Source organism: Aquimarina pacifica, from assembly GCF_000520955.1.
Classification (GTDB): Bacteria; Bacteroidota; Bacteroidia; order Flavobacteriales; family Flavobacteriaceae; genus Aquimarina; species Aquimarina pacifica.
Map to the genome: position 1 here is coordinate 44,372 of NZ_JACC01000027.1, position 19,414 is coordinate 63,785.

15 protein-coding genes are annotated in these 19,414 nt (G+C 33.3%); 7 read left to right on the forward strand and 8 right to left on the reverse strand.

The annotated features are described in order from the left end of the window. Positions 1–751: 751 nt before the first annotated feature. The gene (locus DZ60_RS0114095) at positions 752–1,285 is read right to left on the reverse strand and encodes a DUF2911 domain-containing protein (protein ID WP_025742687.1); all 534 of its coding nucleotides are present in this window, start codon (positions 1,283–1,285) and stop codon (positions 752–754) included. Between the two features lie 258 nt (positions 1,286–1,543). Between DZ60_RS0114095 and asnB the strand changes: the two genes are divergently transcribed. The 6 genes from asnB to secDF all read left to right on the forward strand — a co-directional run bounded on the left by asnB (position 1,544) and on the right by secDF (position 12,300). Next, a complete protein-coding gene (asnB, locus tag DZ60_RS0114100) occupies positions 1,544–3,214 on the forward strand; it encodes an asparagine synthase B (protein WP_025742688.1) in 1,671 nt (556 codons plus the stop codon). Between the two features lie 404 nt (positions 3,215–3,618). After that, a complete protein-coding gene (gene gyrB / locus DZ60_RS0114105; protein WP_025742689.1) occupies positions 3,619–5,559 on the forward strand; it encodes a DNA topoisomerase (ATP-hydrolyzing) subunit B in 1,941 nt (646 codons plus the stop codon). Positions 5,560–5,758: 199 nt separating this feature from the next. After that, positions 5,759–6,757 carry a DUF6588 family protein gene (locus DZ60_RS0114110; RefSeq protein WP_025742690.1) on the forward strand — a complete coding sequence of 333 codons (999 nt, stop codon included), beginning with the start codon at positions 5,759–5,761 and terminating at the stop codon, positions 6,755–6,757. 421 nt (positions 6,758–7,178) lie between these two features. After that, positions 7,179–8,105, forward strand: a complete 927-nt coding sequence (mdh, locus tag DZ60_RS0114115; protein WP_025742691.1) for a malate dehydrogenase — start codon at positions 7,179–7,181, stop codon at positions 8,103–8,105. 274 nt (positions 8,106–8,379) lie between these two features. Further along, complete coding sequence (locus DZ60_RS0114120) at positions 8,380–9,003, forward strand: hypothetical protein (protein WP_034229758.1); 624 nt, start codon at positions 8,380–8,382, stop codon at positions 9,001–9,003. Between the two features lie 228 nt (positions 9,004–9,231). Further along, complete coding sequence (gene secDF, locus DZ60_RS0114125) at positions 9,232–12,300, forward strand: protein translocase subunit SecDF (protein WP_025742693.1); 3,069 nt, start codon at positions 9,232–9,234, stop codon at positions 12,298–12,300. Between the two features lie 296 nt (positions 12,301–12,596). Here the strand turns inward: secDF and DZ60_RS0114130 are convergent, their stop codons facing one another. The 7 genes from DZ60_RS0114130 to DZ60_RS0114160 all read right to left on the reverse strand — a co-directional run bounded on the left by DZ60_RS0114130 (position 12,597) and on the right by DZ60_RS0114160 (position 17,289). Further along, entirely contained in the window at positions 12,597–13,328 is a 732-nt protein-coding gene (locus DZ60_RS0114130; RefSeq protein ID WP_025742694.1) for a hypothetical protein, read from the reverse strand. 112 nt (positions 13,329–13,440) lie between these two features. Continuing rightward, complete coding sequence (locus DZ60_RS0114135; RefSeq protein WP_025742695.1) at positions 13,441–13,809, reverse strand: cupredoxin domain-containing protein; 369 nt, start codon at positions 13,807–13,809, stop codon at positions 13,441–13,443. Positions 13,810–13,873: 64 nt separating this feature from the next. Continuing rightward, complete coding sequence (locus DZ60_RS0114140) at positions 13,874–14,422, reverse strand: carboxymuconolactone decarboxylase family protein (RefSeq protein ID WP_025742696.1); 549 nt, start codon at positions 14,420–14,422, stop codon at positions 13,874–13,876. Positions 14,423–14,606: 184 nt separating this feature from the next. Then, the gene (locus tag DZ60_RS25260; RefSeq protein WP_161634423.1) at positions 14,607–14,762 is read right to left on the reverse strand and encodes a hypothetical protein; all 156 of its coding nucleotides are present in this window, start codon (positions 14,760–14,762) and stop codon (positions 14,607–14,609) included. Positions 14,763–15,133: 371 nt separating this feature from the next. Beyond that, positions 15,134–15,514, reverse strand: a complete 381-nt coding sequence (locus tag DZ60_RS0114150) for a DoxX family protein (protein ID WP_025742698.1) — start codon at positions 15,512–15,514, stop codon at positions 15,134–15,136. Between the two features lie 143 nt (positions 15,515–15,657). Further along, on the reverse strand, positions 15,658–16,497 hold the full coding sequence (locus tag DZ60_RS0114155; RefSeq protein WP_025742699.1) for a helix-turn-helix domain-containing protein: 840 nt from the start codon (positions 16,495–16,497) through the stop codon (positions 15,658–15,660). A gap of 147 nt (positions 16,498–16,644) precedes the next feature. Continuing rightward, positions 16,645–17,289 (reverse strand): flavin reductase family protein, encoded by a 645-nt coding sequence (locus DZ60_RS0114160; RefSeq protein ID WP_025742700.1) that lies wholly within the window; start codon positions 17,287–17,289, stop codon positions 16,645–16,647. 758 nt (positions 17,290–18,047) lie between these two features. Here DZ60_RS0114160 and DZ60_RS0114165 point away from each other — a divergent pair. Beyond that, complete coding sequence (locus DZ60_RS0114165) at positions 18,048–19,412, forward strand: FAD-dependent oxidoreductase (protein ID WP_025742701.1); 1,365 nt, start codon at positions 18,048–18,050, stop codon at positions 19,410–19,412. Positions 19,413–19,414 lie beyond the last annotated feature (2 nt).

Here is a 19,414-nt window from a genome sequence, read left to right on the forward strand (position 1 = left end):
TAATGTAAGAATTTACTTCAATTATTAACATTTATTTGTGATTAAAAAATACATACAGCGCCTTTATACGCCTTACATCTAAAACATCATTTTCACTATGTTAATTTTTTTTTCAAGGTACCTTTTGATAGTATCTTTGCATAACAAATTATAAATCAAAAGATTATGAAGCTATTTTACGGAATTATAACAATTAATTTTAAAGTTTTAAAAAGCTTTTTGAAGCAACTACCATCGGCTAGTAGTAATGCTATTCACAGATAAAATTGTTATACAAAAAAATTAGGTAAGCCGAGGGGTACAAAACATATTGCAAATACAAGATTATTGAAAAAAATAACAGGGAAAAAACCCTCAAATTTTCTTTAATAAAGACAATATTTTTTCGAAAAAAACAATTAAAATACGTTTTCTGGTATTTTATCGCAAAAAGGACAATTTATATCCTAAATTGTTCTAAAAGAACTTTCTAAAACCTTACAAGTTATTATATTTGTAAGTAATTAATACATATAGTAATCTAAATTAAAATAATATGGGGATATTTTACACAAAATTCAGATTAACTTTTAGAATTGTAATGGATTTTCTAAAAGAGCTACCTGGGGCGTCTGGTCACGCAATACACAGGTAACAAAACGAAATTTATTATTCTGTATGGAGAATAATTAGTATTGAAGAAATACAAAAAAAAGCTTGACACTAGTTCTGTCAAGCTTTTTTTATTTTATTTATTCGCCAAATAATTCATTTACATATAAAATGGTACTTCGGTACGTACAGTATCCCATGCCATAATCATATGATATCCTTTATCCACTTTTTTAAACCCTATAGAAAACGCTTCGACTTCATTACCAGAAGCAACAGGAACCTTAATTCTTGCTACATCCATACTTTTGTCATAGGTATATGCTCCCCAACTATCTAAATCTGAATTTATGATAATTGTCCATTCCTTTTCACCCGGAATTGTAAACAAAGAATAAGTCCCAGCTTTTATTGTTTTGTCACCCATAGTAACATCTTTAAAAAATTTGACCTCAGTCGCTTCATCTGCCCCAGTACGCCAAACTTTATCATAACTTACAAGCTCTCCAAAAATTTTACGTCCTTTTTTCTGAGGTCTACTATATATTACCTTAATCGTAGGCTTGGCATTTTTATCTACTTTTGCGTACGAAATATCAGTAGGACTCTTTTGTAACTTTGCAAATTTTTGTGCATTAACAGTCGATAATACTCCCAAAATCAATACTGCAATTAGAATTAGTGATTTTTTCATAATGGTGATTTTAATTTTAATTAAGAGATGTAAAGATATTATTGAACTTACATGCTAAATGTTAATCCTACCCCAAATTCTGTTAAATATCTTAAAAATAACAATCTATTAGCAACTGTAAGTCTTATCTCATTTTAAAGTTACGATTCAATACTAATAACACATTATAAATAACAAAATGAAATCAAAAATCCTGATTATGTTTTAATACACAAATTATAAGCCAATCTTTGATCTCTCAATAAAAAATTATAATGTATGTGTGGAATTGTTTGTGCTTTTGATTTGAAGCAAGATTCAGAGATATTAAGACCTCAGTTATTAGAAATGTCCAAAAAGATTCGTCATAGAGGACCGGATTGGAGTGGTATTTATTCAAATGAAAAGGCAATCTTAGCGCACGAGAGACTAGCTATAGTAGATCCAGTCTCTGGTAAACAACCTTTATTTAGTGAAGATAAAAAATTAGTACTTGCCGCAAATGGTGAAATTTATAATCATAGAGAACTGCGTAAACAATTTGATGGAAAATACAATTTTCAGACAGAATCTGATTGTGAAATTATATTAGCATTATACAAAGAAAAAGGTGCTGATTTCTTAGATGACCTTAATGGTATTTTTGCTTTTGCACTATATGATGTAGAAAAAGATACCTACCTTATTTCTAGAGACCATATGGGAATAATTCCTTTATACATGGGATGGGATCAAAATGGTAGTTTCTATGTAGCATCAGAACTGAAAGCTCTTGAAGGAGTTTGCACAAAAATAGAATTATTCCCTCCAGGACATTATCTGTCTAGTGAAGAGGAAGGATTAAAAAAATGGTATGTTAGAGAGTGGTCTGATTATGATGCTGTAAAAGATAATCAAACCAGCATAGACGAACTAAGAGATGCACTAGAAGCAGCGGTGCATAGACAATTAATGTCTGATGTTCCTTACGGCGTATTACTTTCTGGTGGCTTAGACTCTTCTGTAACTTCTGCAATAGCAAAAAAATATGCAGAAAAAAGAATCGAATCTGGTGATACTAAAGATGCTTGGTGGCCAAAGTTACACTCTTTTTCTGTCGGATTAGAAGGATCTCCAGATCTTGCAGCAGCACAGAAAGTAGCAGATCACATAGGAACAGTTCATCATGAAATCAAATTCACGATACAAGAGGGACTTGATGCAATTAAAGATGTAGTATACAACTTAGAAACATATGACATCACAACAATAAGAGCTTCTACTCCTATGTACCTTATGGCACGTGTAATAAAATCAATGGGAGTAAAAATGGTTTTATCAGGAGAGGGTGCTGACGAAATTTTTGGAGGATATTTATACTTCCATAAAGCTCCAAATGCACAAGAGTTTCATGAAGAAACTGTACGTAAATTGAGTAAATTACATATGTATGATTGTTTACGTGCTAATAAATCTCTTGCCGCTTGGGGAATCGAAGGTCGTGTTCCGTTCCTAGATAAAGAATTTATGGATGTAGCCATGCGTATCAACCCGCAGGATAAAATGATTAACGGTGAGCGTATGGAAAAATGGGTAATTCGTAAAGCATTTGAATCTTATTTACCAGAAAGCGTAGCTTGGAGACAAAAAGAACAGTTCTCTGATGGTGTAGGATATAGCTGGATTGATACACTCAAAGAAGTGGTTGATAAAGAGGTGACAGACGAGCAAATGGCAAATGCACATTTCAGATTCCCGATACAAACACCTCAAAACAAAGAAGAATTTTATTATAGATCTATTTTCGAAGGTCATTTCCCTAGTGATACCGCTGCCTTAAGTGTTCCTCAAGAACCATCAGTAGCTTGTAGTACTAAAATTGCCTTAGAATGGGATGAAGCTTTCAAAAACATGAATGACCCAAGTGGTCGAGCTGTTGCTAATGTTCATGAAGAAGCGTATGATGAATAATATATAACGATTACAGTTTACTTTATTTAAACTGAAATTTGAGTTAGTTGAGCTATAAAACCCAGAGAAAATTTTCTCTGGGTTTTATTATTACACCAATCTATAGTAGAAATTAAACAATTCAAATAGGATATTAACGTGCACCAATACCCTACCACAAATCCAATCCACTTTTAAAGACCTCTACGCATAATTAACAAATAAGAACTTATGACCTCATTATGCTCAAATTGATTTTAAGGGGGTTTTTATCGTTTTTAAGGGCTTTTTTTGCTTTTCTAGTATATTTCTCAACGAATTGTTAATAACTCTTTAAATCATCTTTGACAAATCCTTTTTATATTTTACTGTTTTTTTATCTTTGTTTGTTGTCAAAACAAAAAAAATAAAAACAAAGGGATTTTATGAGCGAAGAAGCTAATAGGAGTAATTACTCTGCAGATAGTATTCAGGCACTAGAAGGAATGGAACATGTTCGTATGCGTCCATCGATGTACATTGGCGATGTTGGATCTCGAGGCTTACACCATTTGGTATACGAAGTAGTAGATAACTCAATTGATGAAGCTCTTGCAGGATATTGCGATGCTATTGAAGTAACCATTAATGAAGATAACTCTATTACTACCAAAGATAATGGTCGTGGTATTCCTGTTGGAATTCATAAAAAAGAAGGTGTCTCTGCATTAGAAGTTGTAATGACCAAGATTGGTGCAGGAGGAAAATTCGACAAAGATTCTTACAAAGTTTCTGGGGGTCTTCATGGTGTGGGTGTATCTTGTGTAAATGCATTATCAGACCATTTGCATGCCACTGTACACAAAGAAGGAAAAGTATGGGAGCAGGAATATGAAAAAGGAAAACCTCTATACCCAGTTAAATCTACTGGTGACACGGATTTTAATGGTACTATAGTTACTTTCAAACCAGATGCTACAATTTTTCAGCAAACGCTAGAATATAATTATGACACCTTGGCAAGTCGTATGCGTGAGCTATCATACCTTAACAAAGGTATCACCATTATACTTACAGATAAGCGCCATCAGGATGACAAAGGAAATGATATTACAGAAACATTTCATTCTCAAGAAGGATTAAAAGAATTTGTAAAGTTCCTTGATGCTAGTCGAAGCCCTATCATTGCTGATGTAATTTCTATGGAAGGGGAAAAAAATAACATCCCAGTAGAGGTTGCTATGATCTACAATGATTCCTATGCAGAAAATCTACATTCTTATGTAAATAACATCAACACGCACGAAGGAGGAACTCACCTATCAGGATTCAGAAGAGGTCTAACCGCTACGCTTAAGAAGTATGCTGATGCTTCAGGAATGTTAGACAAATTAAAATTTGAGATCGCTGGAGATGATTTTAGAGAAGGACTAACAGCTATCATTTCTGTAAAGGTACAAGAACCACAGTTCGAAGGACAAACCAAAACCAAATTAGGAAACAGAGAAGTTACCTCGGCAGTTTCTCAAGCGGTTTCAGAAATGCTAGAAAACTATCTAGAAGAAAACCCGAATGATGCAAAAACCATTGTTCAAAAAGTAATCTTAGCTGCTCAGGCAAGACACGCTGCCAAAAAAGCACGTGAGATGGTGCAACGTAAATCTGTGATGAGCATAGGAGGATTACCTGGTAAGCTTTCTGATTGTTCTGAGCAAGATCCTGCATTGTGTGAGGTATTCTTAGTAGAGGGAGATTCTGCAGGCGGAACAGCTAAACAAGGTCGTGACCGAATGTTTCAGGCAATTCTTCCACTTCGTGGTAAGATATTAAATGTAGAAAAAGCAATGCACCATAAAGTTTTTGAAAACGAAGAAATCAAAAACATCTTTACTGCATTGGGTGTAACAATTGGTACCGAAGAAGATAGTAAAGCTTTAAACCTTTCAAAATTAAGATACCACAAAGTGGTCATTATGTGTGATGCCGATGTCGATGGTAGTCATATTTCCACATTAATTCTAACCTTCTTCTTCAGGTATATGAAGGAACTTATAGAAGCTGGTCACATATATATTGCTGCACCACCATTATACCTTGTAAAGAAAGGTGCAAAAAAACAATATGCATGGAATGATGATCAACGAGATCGAATTGTACAAGAATTTGGAGACAACTCTAAAATACAACGATACAAAGGTCTGGGAGAAATGAATGCTGAACAATTATGGGACACTACTATGAATCCTGAATTTAGAACAATGCGTCAAGTAACCATAGAAAACCTAACAGAAGCAGATAGGATCTTCTCTATGCTTATGGGTGATGAAGTGCCACCGCGTAGAGAGTTTATAGAAAAGAATGCTGTGTATGCCAATATCGATGCATAACAGATTTTATACAGTATGAATATATGAAAAACCACCTTCACAGGTGGTTTTTTTATTGTACTGATTTGCAAAAAATAGATTTTTTAGGATAATAGGAGCATCGAAAATCCGTTATCCCTATAAGTATAGCGGATTTTTTTTATATTGCAATCCCTAGAATACCAATTTTAAATTTAAAATGGTAATAAACCCAAATCTAATGAAAAGATGTTTTATGCTGCTGGTGGTACTAATCAACCATGTTGCCATTTCTCAATCCGATGTTGATAGAATTCTAGAAATAGGAATCGATAATGCTCAGACATTTAGTAAAGATTATTTTGCCCCTGTAGGAGAGTTATTGGTAAATAGCGCTACAAATGGCTGGTACAATACTGCAAAAACAAAAAAACTATGGCATTTTGAGCTTGGCATCGTAGGCAACCTTTCTTTCATAAGAGAAGACAAGCAATCCTTTATATTTAGAGTTCAGGAATATACTGACATAACACTGCCCAATGGAGAAACCAATCAGGTAGTATCTACCGCTTTGGGTACAAATCAAAATGATATTTCCGTTATTATAGATGAAGGACAAGCAACCCAAGCTACAGTGATTTTACCAAACGGATTAACAGACAAAGCTTTTAAATCATTACCTAGCGGATACATACAAGGATCAATGGGATTAACTAAAAGCACAGAAATAAAAGTAAGATTCTTACCCAAAACAGGTGTCAGAGGAGCAGAAATACAATTATACGGTGTAGGTTTTCAGCATGAATTTACAGATTGGGTATACCCTCTAAAACGATGGCCAGTTCGTGTATCTGCATTACTAGGATATACAAATATCAAAGGCTTTTATGAAGCTAACTCTATTACAATAATACCCGGAACTGATCAGGAAGTACAGCTTACCACTAATTCCTGGATACTAACGAGTATTGCATCCACCAAATTTCCAGTTCTAAACTTTTACGGTGGTCTAGGATATTACTTTGGTGCTACAAAAGCTGATCTATTAGGCTCTTTTGAAATACAAAATGGCCCACTGGCATCAGAAGTTGTAATTAATCCTATTGCCGTAAAAACGAAAACCAATGGTGTAAAAGCTACTTTTGGAACTTCTGTAAAATTTGGTGTTTTCAAGGCTAATCTTGATTACTCATTTCAAAACTACAGCAATATCTCTCTCGGACTCGGATTTGGGTGGTAATTAACCGTTGACGCAGTTTCTCTTTTTAGTATTTAGAAAACAAAAAACAGGATAATTCCTTTTTACAAGAGTAAGATACATCACAAGCCATCAACAATTATTATGCGATACTAATTATGAATTAAAACGAGCAAGAAAGCCCAAACAGAAATAAACAAGTCTTTTGGCGTATTGTAACTTCCCATTTGTATCAGATCAATAATTACCAAACTACTAAAAATCAAAAACAAAAAACACTTCATTTTGTCTTTTATTCTTTTATTATCTTAAAAATTTGAATATCCCTAAGTAAAACAACCGTAACCATTTCTTAGATTGACAAATAACCTCTTAATAAACCCCTCTTTTCTTAATCAATTCATTAAAGAATTTGTATTTTCGCCAAAAAAATAAGTTTTATTTATAATCAAAAAAAAATACCATGAAAGTTACAGTAGTTGGTGCAGGTGCCGTAGGTGCTAGTTGTGCCGAATATATCGCAATAAAGAATTTTGCTTCAGAAGTAGTTGTATTAGATATCAAAGAAGGATATGCAGAAGGAAAAGCAATGGATCTTATGCAAACCGCATCTTTAAACGGGTTTGACACCAAAATCACAGGAACTACCGGAGACTATTCTAAAACCGCAGGAAGTGATATTGCTGTAATTACCTCAGGAATTCCACGTAAACCAGGAATGACACGTGAAGAATTAATAGGAATTAATGCCGGTATTGTAAAAACAGTTTCTGCAAATCTTATTGAGCACTCTCCAAACGCAATTATCATTGTAGTAAGTAACCCTATGGATACCATGACGTACTTGGTACACAAAACCACAGGACTTCCTAAAAACAGAATCATCGGTATGGGCGGAGCCCTAGACAGTGCTCGTTTCAAGTATAGATTAGCTGAAGCATTAGAAGCACCAATCTCTGATATTGACGGTATGGTTATAGGTGGTCATAGTGATAAAGGAATGGTACCATTAACAAGACTAGCTACAAGAAATAGTGTGCCAGTTTCTGCATTTATTTCTGAAGAAAGACTTGAACAAGTAGCTGCAGACACAAAGGTAGGTGGAGCAACACTAACTAAACTTCTTGGTACCTCTGCATGGTATGCTCCAGGAGCTGCTGTATCAGGACTTGTACAGGCAATTGCTTGTGATCAAAAGAAAATTTTCCCTTGTTCTGTTTTATTAGATGGTGAATATGGTTTAAGCGATCTATGTATTGGCGCTCCTGTTATACTAGGTAAAAACGGAATCGAAAAAATAGTAGAAATAGAACTAAGTGATGCCGAAAAAGCTAAACTTTCAGAAAGTGCTGAAGGTGTTAAAAAAACAAACGGATTGTTAGAGTTATAAAAACAACCCTTTTTAGCATATAAAAAATAAGAGCTGCGTAATGCAGCTCTTATTTTTTTAGGTAATAGTAAATCTCTTTCAAAGCAACATACCAAAACTAAAAGAAAAACGTTTTGAAGTTTATCTCGTATTAAGGTTATGCATCTGTAGAAGAGTAAATGACTTTTTTTTATTTGCATGTCATAGTTTTCGAGATTATCAACATTTGATACTTTAAATAGATATTTATCTGAAGTCATTACCTATGAAGTTTTAATTTTTTTATATTTGCCGCATGAAGAAAAAATGGTACTTCAGAACTCTACTAACCACACTTATCGTGTTTGCTGTTATTCAGCAACAAGCTGTTGTACCTAATCAAGAAATCATACTAGATTTTATTGATACAGATGTTACTTCAGAAGAAGCCCAGAACACAATATCAATTGTAAAAAAACAATTACAATCGATTGGCGTTAAAAACACTCGATTATCACAAGGGATAAAGAAAGGACAGCTCAAAATCACATATTACAGTGATGAAGACGTATCCTACATCAAAGGGATACTTTCTAAAGAAAAAAATGTAGCTCTTGGTCATATTCTTTATGACAACCAAACAGAAGGCAATCAGGATTTTCCCTCTCAGAAAAAATCAAAAGACTATAGTCTAGATGTTCATGAGATTCAAAAAAGCACAGATTTTAGTACTGACTTAGTAGGTAAATATGTTTTAGAAGAAAAACACGAGCAAAATGGGTATCCTACTTTCAGTCCCATTAGTATTACTATTAAAAATAGCAACAGTGACTTAGATGGGCTTATAAAGACTGCTCAAAAAGTGCATACAACCATTGCATTAGCAATAGACACTAACTCTCGTAGTATTCCAGAAGTGAGAGCTGGACCGATCTCCTAATAGGAATTCATACTTTTTTAGTACATCCCTAAGAAAAATCACATTAAAAAAAGTTAAGAGCAATAATAACTGATTATAGTGCAGAAAAGCTAACTAACTTTTTAATCATACAGCTTCATCTATTAAACGATAAAGCGTCTTCAAATAATTTAAACCATAATTGTCAAATGCTAAAAAGAGTACAATCAAAACTCCTTTTTAGTAGAATTTGACCAAAACAAAAGAATAATGCAAAATAAAGGAATTGTAAGAATATTTGCGATTTTATTTGGCTTGGTATGTGTATACCAATTGTCATATACGTACATGACTTACACAAAAGAAAAAGAAGCAGAAGTATATGCTCAACAGAAATATAACGATAATGTTAAAGACTATTCTAAATTAAGAGAATCCGCAGAAAAATTCTATTTAGATTCTATTGGTAAAGAAGAAATTTTTGCAGGAATCACCTATAATGATGCAAAGGATAAAGAGCTTAATAAAGGGCTTGACCTTAAAGGAGGGATTAATGTAATTCTTCAAATTTCTGTAAAAGACATCTTAAGTGGTTTGGCTAACAAATCAAAAGACCCATCTTTTAATCAAGCACTACTAGCTGCAGACGAGGCTCAGAAAGACAGTCAGAATACCTATATAGAAGATTTCTTTACTGCTTTTGAAAAAATCCCTGATGCGCAACTTGCATCACCAGACATATTTGCCAACAAAAACTTAAGTGATGATATCACTTACAACATGTCTAATGAAGAGGTAAAGCCTATATTAAGAAAGAAAATCGATGAGTCTGTTACTTCTGCATTTGAAGTATTACGTAAACGTATCGATAAATTTGGAGTTACTCAACCTAATATCCAACGTCTAGGAGAATCGGGGCGTATCTTAGTTGAGTTACCTGGTGCAAAAGACATCGAAAGGGTAAAAACATTAGTTACCAGTACTGCACAATTAGAATTTTGGGATGTATATAAATCTGAAGAAATTTTTTCTTTCTTATTTGCTGCGAACAACTTACTGAAAGAACAAGTTGAAAAAGCTGAAACAACAAAAACAGCCGGAGAAGAAAAAGAAGAAGTTACTATAGATTCTACAGTAGTAGATACAACCGTGGTAGATTCTTTAAAAACCGATGCTGATTCTGCTATTGAGAATTTACTAGAAGATGCAGAAGATTCTACAGCTATAGAAGAGCAAGTAAATCCATTATTTGATTTAATTGCAGGACAAGGAAGACAAGGAGGACCAATTATCGTATCTGTAGAAAAAAAGAATGCCGAACAATTCATGGCATATCTTAAAGACCCTAAAGTAAGAGCTTTGCTACCAGTAGAGCAGCGATACGCAAAATTTGCATGGGGAAAACCTGTTAAAGATTCTGAATTTTTAGATCTATACGCTATCAAAGGAAACCGTGACAATGAACCTGAATTAAGTGGTGGCGTAATCACGGATGCAAGACAAGACTACAACCAATTAGGTGTTGTTACAGTTAGTATGCAGATGGATGGTAAAGGTGCTAAAAAATGGGAAGAAATGACGGGTAAGGCATTTAGCCAAAGAAGTCAGATTGCTATTGTTCTTGATGATGTTGTATATTCTGCTCCTGGTGTTACTACAGGTGCCATTTCTGGAGGAAGAAGTGAAATCACAGGTGATTTTACCATCGAAGAAGGTCAGGATTTGGCAAACGTATTAAGAGCAGGTAAACTACCAGCTTCTGCAGACATTATTCAAAGTGAAGTTGTAGGACCATCTCTTGGTCAAGAAGCTATTGATAGTGGTATCATGTCTTTTGCTATAGCATTAGTGCTAATCTTGATCTGGATGATTTTCTATTATGGTAAAGCAGGTATTTTTGCTGATATCGCCTTGGTAGTAAACATCCTATTTATTTTTGGAGTATTAGCAGGACTTAAAGCCGTATTGACACTTCCTGGTATTGCAGGTATTGTATTAACAATTGGTATGTCTGTGGATGCAAACGTATTAATATTCGAAAGAATTAAAGAAGAACTGGCTAAAGGAAAATCTCAGGTCGATGCGATCAAAGATGGATTTAGCAATGCATTATCATCAATTCTTGATGCCAATATTACAACTGGACTTACAGGTTTGATTTTATTACTAATAGGTACAGGACCAATTAAAGGATTTGCTACAACATTACTGATTGGTATTTTAACTTCATTATTTACTGCCATTTTTGTAACTCGATTATTTATTGATGGATATGGTAAAAACGGTAAAGAACTAGCCTTTTCTACTGGAGCAACCAAAAACTTATTTAAGAATGTTAATATCGACTTCTTAAAGAAACGTAAAATGGCTTATGTTATCTCAGGAATTATTATCCTAGCAGGTCTTGGTTCATTATTTACGCAAGGGTTAGACCAAGGAGTAGATTTTGTTGGAGGAAGAACCTATACTGTGCGATTTGCAAAAGATGTAGTACCTACGACTATAGAAAAAGATCTGGTAGCAGTTTTTGGAAGTGCACAGGCCAAAACATTAGGTGCTAATAATCAATTAAAGATCACAACAAAATACAAAGTTGATGAAACTGGTGAAGAAATAGATAAAGAAATTTCTAACAAACTATATACAGCATTACAACCTCATCTTACTGATGGATTAACCTATGACGAATTTGTTAATGGTGATGAAGATAAGCAAGTAGGAGTTATGTCTTCTATGAAGGTTGGACCTACTATTGCAGATGATATCAAGAAAGCAGCATTCTGGTCGGTATTAGGATCATTAATTGTAGTATTCTTATACATCCTATTACGTTTCAGAAGATGGCAATTTAGTTTAGGTGCAGTATCGGCTGTATTCCATGATGTATTAGTGGTATTAGGTATATTCTCATTAACATATAAGTTTATGCCATTCAATATGGAGATTGATCAAGCATTTATCGCAGCGATATTAACTGTGATTGGATACTCCCTAAATGATACTGTGGTTGTATTTGATAGAATCCGTGAATTCTTGCACGAACATACTGGGTGGCCATTAGACAAGAACGTAAATGGTGCATTAAACAGTACTTTAAGCCGTACATTAAATACATCATTAACAACCTTACTAGTACTTGTAGCCATCTTTATATTTGCAGTGCCATTAAGAGGGTTTATGTTTTCTCTTATTATTGGTGTTATTGTGGGTACATACTCCTCATTATTTATTGCAACGCCAATAATGTATGACACCGTTCGTAAAGTAGGACTAAAAATAAAAGAACCTAATACGGCGGATGATGAAAAAACAAAAGCTAAAGAAAAAGCACACGCTTAATCTTCTTTTTTCATAAAACAAAAAAACCTTCGTGCATTACACGAAGGTTTTTTTATGTCTGTATTATAACTTCTAAATATTGAAGCTTCTTTAAACTGAATTATGCAGTAGAAAATCTCTTACAACCCAAAACCATTGTATACACTGAGGATTCGCTACATTTTTTGTAGTCACCATAGCTGTGCTACGAAGAAAACAAGAAAACAGGGGTGTTTATTGCAGTTTTGCGTCTCATCACGAAGTCCTATTGCATAAAACGGGTTAACCAAAATTAAGGTTCAACAATATATACGATACTACTCAGTGATAACTTCAATATTTGTAAAATAAAGTTTCCAGTCCCCTTCATCACGTTGATGTACTTTAGCTATTCGTATTCCATTAAAATCCTGATAATCTTCCCATGAAGTAATTAAAGAAGGTTTCTCTTGATTTCCTTTTCTATACACCCATTCTCTTATAATAAAATCTCCTTTGAAATAAAAATCATATGCATCACCAGGCGTATACCCATCAGAATCGTTATATACAATTGTCAATTTTTGCATCTCGACATTTTGTATTGGACTCAATACCTTAAAATAATGTTTTGAAACAAAGCTATCAGCATCCCAAACCAAATTAAAAGGGCATAACAACCAATATTTATCATTTATAAACCCTGTATCCAACTTGATAGTTGTACTGTCTAGCTTAGCCCTATAATAAGCAAGCGTATCTTCTTTTGAAAAATAAGTAACCTTATTATATTTTGGCATCCAACTCCATGAACGCTCAAAATGGCTACTATCCTTATCTACATTAAAAGTGAATTTTATTTCCTTTACATGATCCCATTTCTTTAGACCATTTGCTTTTGCTATAGCTTCTGCAGTACTCAATATTTTTTCTGCATTACTATTCTCTTCATTTTTTTCTACATACACAGGTTCTGTATCTGTAGTATATTCCTTCCCCTTTTCTCCTTTTGTATTACAAGCACTAAATGAAAGCACTGCTATAAAAATAAATAAAGTATAATTTTTCATAAGAAATTGCATATTATCATTCAATAATCTTATGCTAAAATAACAAACCCTAAGCCCTAGTTAATCAACATTAACAAGGGATTAGGGTTTAAAAATTATAAATCAAAAGGAATTACTCTACAATCAATGTATATTGCGGGGTCTTATTAAGAGGACAGAAATATGAGTAGGTCCCTTTTTCTAAGGTAACTGTATTAGAACTTTCTGTACTACCTTCGGTTACGACTTTTGTCACATACGCTTCTTTAATATGATTTTTAGCATCAGACGCATCTGCCCCTTCAGGAATTAAAACAAACCCTACATCAGTACCAGCATTATTATTGGTGATATCAAATATGTAACTTCCCGGTGTTAATTTAACCTCCTTTTGAGTAAACTCTCCTTTCGTCTGTTCTAATGAAACTTTCTTTACTTCTTGACCTTGTGCATTAAAAGTAATTGCTAAAATTAGCGACAATACTGCGATTATTTTTTTCATGATATTAATTATTTGTTATTGTTAAAATATATTCTCTTTATGTACTTAAAATTATTGATTCGTCTTATATTGATACTGTTTCTAGTGGCTTTGCTACCGGAAAATCGACAGGTACCTGTGTTGTATTATGAATGTAATTAGAAATAGTTTTATCCCCTACTAATACGATAGTATCAATCAAATTTCCTTTTGTATATCCCGCTTCAAAGAAATTATTAACAACTTCTTGATCCGCTCTCCCTCTATTTTCAGTAATATTTTTTGCCAATTTCACTAATGCATCGAACTTAGTATCAAACGATGCATTCCCTGTTCTCAATTCAACTATTTGATCATCTGTAAACCCATTCATTTTGGCTATTGCGGTATGGGCAGATAAGCAATAAAGACATTCGTTAACTTGGCTCACTATCAAATTAACAACCTCTTTCTCTTTTGAGGTAAGGGACGTTTTGGCATTCTGAAAATTAAGATAGTTCTCTAATGCTGTATCACTATGCGCATATGTTGCATATAGATTAGGTACAAACCCTATAGACTTAGCAAGGGTATCAAATATTGCCTGGTGATTAGGACTTACTTCTTCTCTTGTTGGTACATTAAATGTGCTCATAATTAGTATTTTTTTTAGTTATTATTATTAAAAATCAGGAAGTTTTTACATCTCGTACATCTCATTTTAACTTAGATTATGTATTGAAATTTTATTAAAACCTGCTATGCAAAGATGAGATCTTGGTGAGAGTGATAAAAGAGCCAATCTTCCCATTATCTTGTCAATCCTTCCCTTTGTTTTTTTATTTTTGAACGGGAATCAATTCTTTTTCACAATAAAAATCATGAAGTGCTTTTTGCTCGCAGTGAGTTTTCGGATGTATAGTATTAATTGCTTTTCTGCCTCCTTTGCTAAAAATTTCAATTAAATTGAAAATCGATGTATTCTGAAGTTTCATTTTGTATTGTTTTAAATTAACAGTACAAAGATGCGTCGTAAAAACAGGGTAGAGAATGATTGTTTTTCCCGAGGACTTGTCAATTTTTCCCGATCCAAAAATTTGGTCACTTTTTTGGCTATAATAAAACCAATTATATACCAAAACAACTTAAAAACAATGAAATCTAATCATTGTTATGTGCAGTAGCGTGAGACCATTCAAATTTTTACTTTGATAGAAGTAAGTAAAGTTTTGAATCATCCTTTATAAAACAAAAAAAATCTAAAAACGAAAATTTCTGAAACCATAAACGGTATCAAAACATGAATTAGCTATTACAACTTTAATAAGAAGAAATATGTTATATTTTACTAATTACAGAAAATGGTCTATAGATTTTTATGAATAGAAATCTCTTTTCTCCTTGTCCACAGAATAATCGCACTTAGAACAAAAGTAATTACCGCCGTAAAAAAGAGGACTCCTTTATCATCGTGAATCTCAATACCAAGCTTAGTAAGATGCATAGATATCGCACCACCCAGAACACCCATTGTTATTACTGCTCCTATCCAAGTCGTTTTAGGTATCAGTAAAAGAACACCAGCAATTAGTTCAAGAACCCCTATTCCTATACGACCATAAGGTTCTAAACCTACTTTTGTAAAAATATAAACACTATCAGGGTGTGCGGTAAATTTAAACCTTAGAGTTTGTATTAAAATAATTGCAACAATTATCGGCAAAATCGATGGACCTAGTTTTTTCATAGCTCAGTTGGTTTTTGTTCTTTTTACACATAAAACTCCTTAGAAGACTTCAAAGCATATTACTTAGAAAGCAGGTATACAAAATCAATACATCTCAAAATTATAGTTTACAATATATCTAATTAGAACAAGACCCTAATTTCTCATAATGACTCTGGCTTTAGCTGCTTCTTAAACTCAGAAGGAGGAAAAGATGTATGCTTTTTAAACATTCTACTCAAGTGAGAGGCATCATCAAAACCTATTTCGTACGCGATCTCTTTTAAAGATTTATCAGTATAAATAAGTAATCTTTTAGCCTCTAAAATTATTCTATCATGAATAACTTGTAATGGGCTCTTCTCAAATTTGGCAAAATTATTTGATAATGTTTTAGGTGACTTAAACAATTTTTCTGCATAAAACTTAACTGCATGTTCCTTTCTAAAATGCATATCTACAAGAATCGTAAATTTTCTAATTATATCTACCTGATCTCCCATTTTTCCTAAACCACCTTGTTGTTTTATCAATCTCGTAGTGGTAATAATGAATCTTGCCATTAACATTTGCAACATTTCTGACTGAATCGTATCTACCGTATCCAGTTCATCCAAAAAAACATGATGTAACGTCTCTAACTTATTCAACTCCTTAGAGGTAAGAATTACTTCTGTAATCACCGAATTAGAATAAAACAGGACTCCCATACAACTAACTTCTTTATCATGATCTTTAATACAGTAAAACTCTCTATTAAATTGATATACCGTAATACCAGAACCTTGCAAGAATCTAAAGTACTGATTTGGTGTTAAGACAACGATTGTATTCCTGTCAATGTACGTTGTTATTCCATCTATTTCTAATGTAATTTGCTCTTCTCTTGACCAAATAAACGTAAACAAACCTACTTGCTTTGACTCTTTATAAAGTGATAATAATTCTTCGTCTGCAACTTTTAGTAATGCACCTGTTGAAAATTCTTTAAACTCTTTGATCATAATCAGTTGGTCGTTTTACTCATATTCAAATTACAATTTTCTTAAAAAAAGCTATCACTCAAATATAAATTATCAATTACACGTACAAAAAACATACCTCATCAAAATAACTTCAACCCAACACTATGCCGCACCCCTAAAATTTCATTAAGACTGATTAAGTATTGATTTTATAGGTTGGTCCGGCTTTGCATAAGCAAATCGATTTAATACCTCAGGCAATGCATAACCATCTAAACCTATTGACGAGACTGTTTCTGCTTTATCTAATTGCACCCAACCATCGGGATGTATTAATTCATTAGACAGGTATAAATGCTCAACAGCTCCAATCACCAAAATAGTATTATTTTCTTTGATCAAATATTCATTGACATAAGAACACCCTAATTGTATGGGACTTTTATCTACGTAAGGAGCAAAAAAATCATTTCTATAGGTAGAAATCAAATCTGTTTTATCAAATTCTGAAATATCATCCTCATATTTTGCCGACGTATGATGTGCGTCTGCAATCATATCCTTATGCACCTGATTTATTGTAAAAAAACCAGTTTCTTTGATATTCTGATACGTATTTCTAGCTACAGTAGTCGGTCTTAAAACAAAACTTAACAATGGTGGATTACTGCCAATATGGGTTATAGAGTTAAAAATCGCAAGATTTGTTTTCTCGTTTTTCCCTTTCGTTCCTAACAAATTACAAGGTTTATACCCTGTGCAACTATTCATGAGATTCGCTCGATACCTAGAAGGCATATCTGTAAGATCCTGTAATGTGTAATGATTCATTATATTTATGATAAAGATACGCTCAAAACTACTTAAATCTAATTAAACAGCATAATGAGTGAAGAATTTGAACATTATTTCGAAACAAATAAAGAAACTTAGAATAAAAAAGTAGTAGTAAATAAAGACAGTGATTTTTATGCATTGAAAAGCCTTCAAAGAAGAAAAAACATCATTAAAACGTTATGAATTAGAACCATTGGGTGATGTTTCTCAGAAAACTATACTACACCTACAATGTCATTTTGCTCAAGACACCCTAAGCCTAAGTCGAATGGGAGCAAAATGTACTGGGATCGATTTATCAAAAAAAAGGAATAGACTTAGCACAACGACTTAATGATGAGCTTCATCTCAGTGCAAGGTTTATTTGTGCTGTAAGGTATTAGATACCTCATTACATCTTACAGAAGCAGGGTTAAGAATTGAATATCTAAAGGAACATAATGAATCACCTTATGAAATATTTCTGAACATGATAAAAAATGAAGAAGAAATGTTTGTTCTAAAAGATAGATTATACCCCTTACTCTTTTCGATAAAGGCTACATTATAACTGTTTTCTGGGGAATAATTCCTACTTCTAAACTCGAAGATCGGGCATAATTCACTTATAATCCTTACATTTACCGAAGGTTTTAGTGTAAATATGTGCTTTCTGTTAGAATGAACGCAGGTCTGTTGGAAACATTAAAACTCGAATCTTCTGAACATGATTCTTTGTATAGTCCAACGGGTTATCAACCGCAAATTAATTTATGCAAACAAAAAACATTGCCATTGTAGGAAGTGGGCTTGTAGGCTCATTATTAGCCCTATATCTAAAAAAAAGAAACCATAACGTTACTGTATTTGATAGAAGACCCGACATTAGAACTATTAATTTTAGTGGTCGCTCTATTAACTTAGCTATGTCTGTAAGAGGATGGAAAACTTTGGACAAAATAGGTATTGGCGATGATGTAAGAAACTTGGCTATACCAATGCATAAACGATCTATTCATGTTTTAGGTAATCCCGAATACTCGCAACATTATGGGATGAATGGAGAAGCTATTTATTCAATCCCAAGAGGAATTCTAAATAGAGAAATGATCACATTTGCAGAAAATGCAGGAGTAGAATTTAGATTTAATGAAAAAGTATGGGATATTAATTTACCCGAAGCCAAAATCTACACCGGAGAAACAGAAAAAAGTGAGTGGAAAGAATATCAATATGATATTATTTTTGGTTGTGACGGCGCTTTCTCTCGGGTTCGACATAAAATGCAGCGAAGAAGTCGTTTTAACTATTCTCAAAATTTTTTAGATACAGGATACAAGGAATTGGGCATTCCTGCTAATCCTGATGGTACTCATCGATTAGATAAAAACTCCCTACATATATGGCCAAGAGGAGAGTTTATGCTGATAGCATTGCCAAATCTTGATGGTAGCTTTACCTGCACACTATTTATGCCACATGAAGGAAAAAACTCTTTTGAAAACCTTACAAATGAAAAGGAAGTTTTAGATTTCTGGAATTTGCATTTTCCTGATACAATTGAGTTAATGCCGGATTTGTTAAAGGATTTTATGAAAAACCCAACAAGTGCTCTTGTAACTATGAAATGTTACCCATGGACCTATTGGAACAAAATAGCATTGGTCGGCGATTCTGCCCATGCAATCGTTCCTTTTTACGGACAAGGTATGAATGCTGGTTTTGAAGACATTACGATACTCGATGAAATTATCGAAAAACATGGAGATGATAATTGGCAAGAAATATTTGAAACGTATCAAAAATCGCGCAAGCCAAATGCTGATGCAATTGCAGAATTGTCATATCGCAACTTTATCGAAATGAGTACTAAAACGGCAGATCCTAATTTTATTCTTCAAAAAAAGATAGAAAAACGTTTCTCAGAAAAATATCCTAATAAATGGTTGCCATTATACTCTAGAGTCACATTTAGTCACCGTCCATATAAAGAAGCACTTCAGATTGGAGACCAACAAGCTGCAATCATGAAAAAAGTAATGCAAATGGAAACAATTGAATCTATCTGGGACACAGATACTGTAGAAAATTATATTCTCGAGCTTTTAGAAGACAAAACACTAATCAAAACTCATTAGTC

Excerpts from the sequence above, each read along its gene's own strand:
- DZ60_RS0114095 (WP_025742687.1), bottom strand. The coding sequence starts at position 1,285 with ATGAAAAAATCACTAATTCTAATTGCAGTATTGATTTTGGGAGTATTA.
- asnB (WP_025742688.1), top strand. The coding sequence starts at position 1,544 with ATGTGTGGAATTGTTTGTGCTTTTGATTTGAAGCAAGATTCAGAGATA.
- gyrB (WP_025742689.1), top strand. The coding sequence starts at position 3,619 with ATGAGCGAAGAAGCTAATAGGAGTAATTACTCTGCAGATAGTATTCAG.
- DZ60_RS0114110 (WP_025742690.1), top strand. The coding sequence starts at position 5,759 with ATGAAAAGATGTTTTATGCTGCTGGTGGTACTAATCAACCATGTTGCC.
- mdh (WP_025742691.1), top strand. The coding sequence starts at position 7,179 with ATGAAAGTTACAGTAGTTGGTGCAGGTGCCGTAGGTGCTAGTTGTGCC.
- DZ60_RS0114120 (WP_034229758.1), top strand. The coding sequence starts at position 8,380 with ATGAAGAAAAAATGGTACTTCAGAACTCTACTAACCACACTTATCGTG.
- secDF (WP_025742693.1), top strand. The coding sequence starts at position 9,232 with ATGCAAAATAAAGGAATTGTAAGAATATTTGCGATTTTATTTGGCTTG.
- DZ60_RS0114130 (WP_025742694.1), bottom strand. The coding sequence starts at position 13,328 with ATGAAAAATTATACTTTATTTATTTTTATAGCAGTGCTTTCATTTAGT.
- DZ60_RS0114135 (WP_025742695.1), bottom strand. The coding sequence starts at position 13,809 with ATGAAAAAAATAATCGCAGTATTGTCGCTAATTTTAGCAATTACTTTT.
- DZ60_RS0114140 (WP_025742696.1), bottom strand. The coding sequence starts at position 14,422 with ATGAGCACATTTAATGTACCAACAAGAGAAGAAGTAAGTCCTAATCAC.
- DZ60_RS25260 (WP_161634423.1), bottom strand. The coding sequence starts at position 14,762 with ATGAAACTTCAGAATACATCGATTTTCAATTTAATTGAAATTTTTAGC.
- DZ60_RS0114150 (WP_025742698.1), bottom strand. The coding sequence starts at position 15,514 with ATGAAAAAACTAGGTCCATCGATTTTGCCGATAATTGTTGCAATTATT.
- DZ60_RS0114155 (WP_025742699.1), bottom strand. The coding sequence starts at position 16,497 with ATGATCAAAGAGTTTAAAGAATTTTCAACAGGTGCATTACTAAAAGTT.
- DZ60_RS0114160 (WP_025742700.1), bottom strand. The coding sequence starts at position 17,289 with ATGAATCATTACACATTACAGGATCTTACAGATATGCCTTCTAGGTAT.
- DZ60_RS0114165 (WP_025742701.1), top strand. The coding sequence starts at position 18,048 with ATGCAAACAAAAAACATTGCCATTGTAGGAAGTGGGCTTGTAGGCTCA.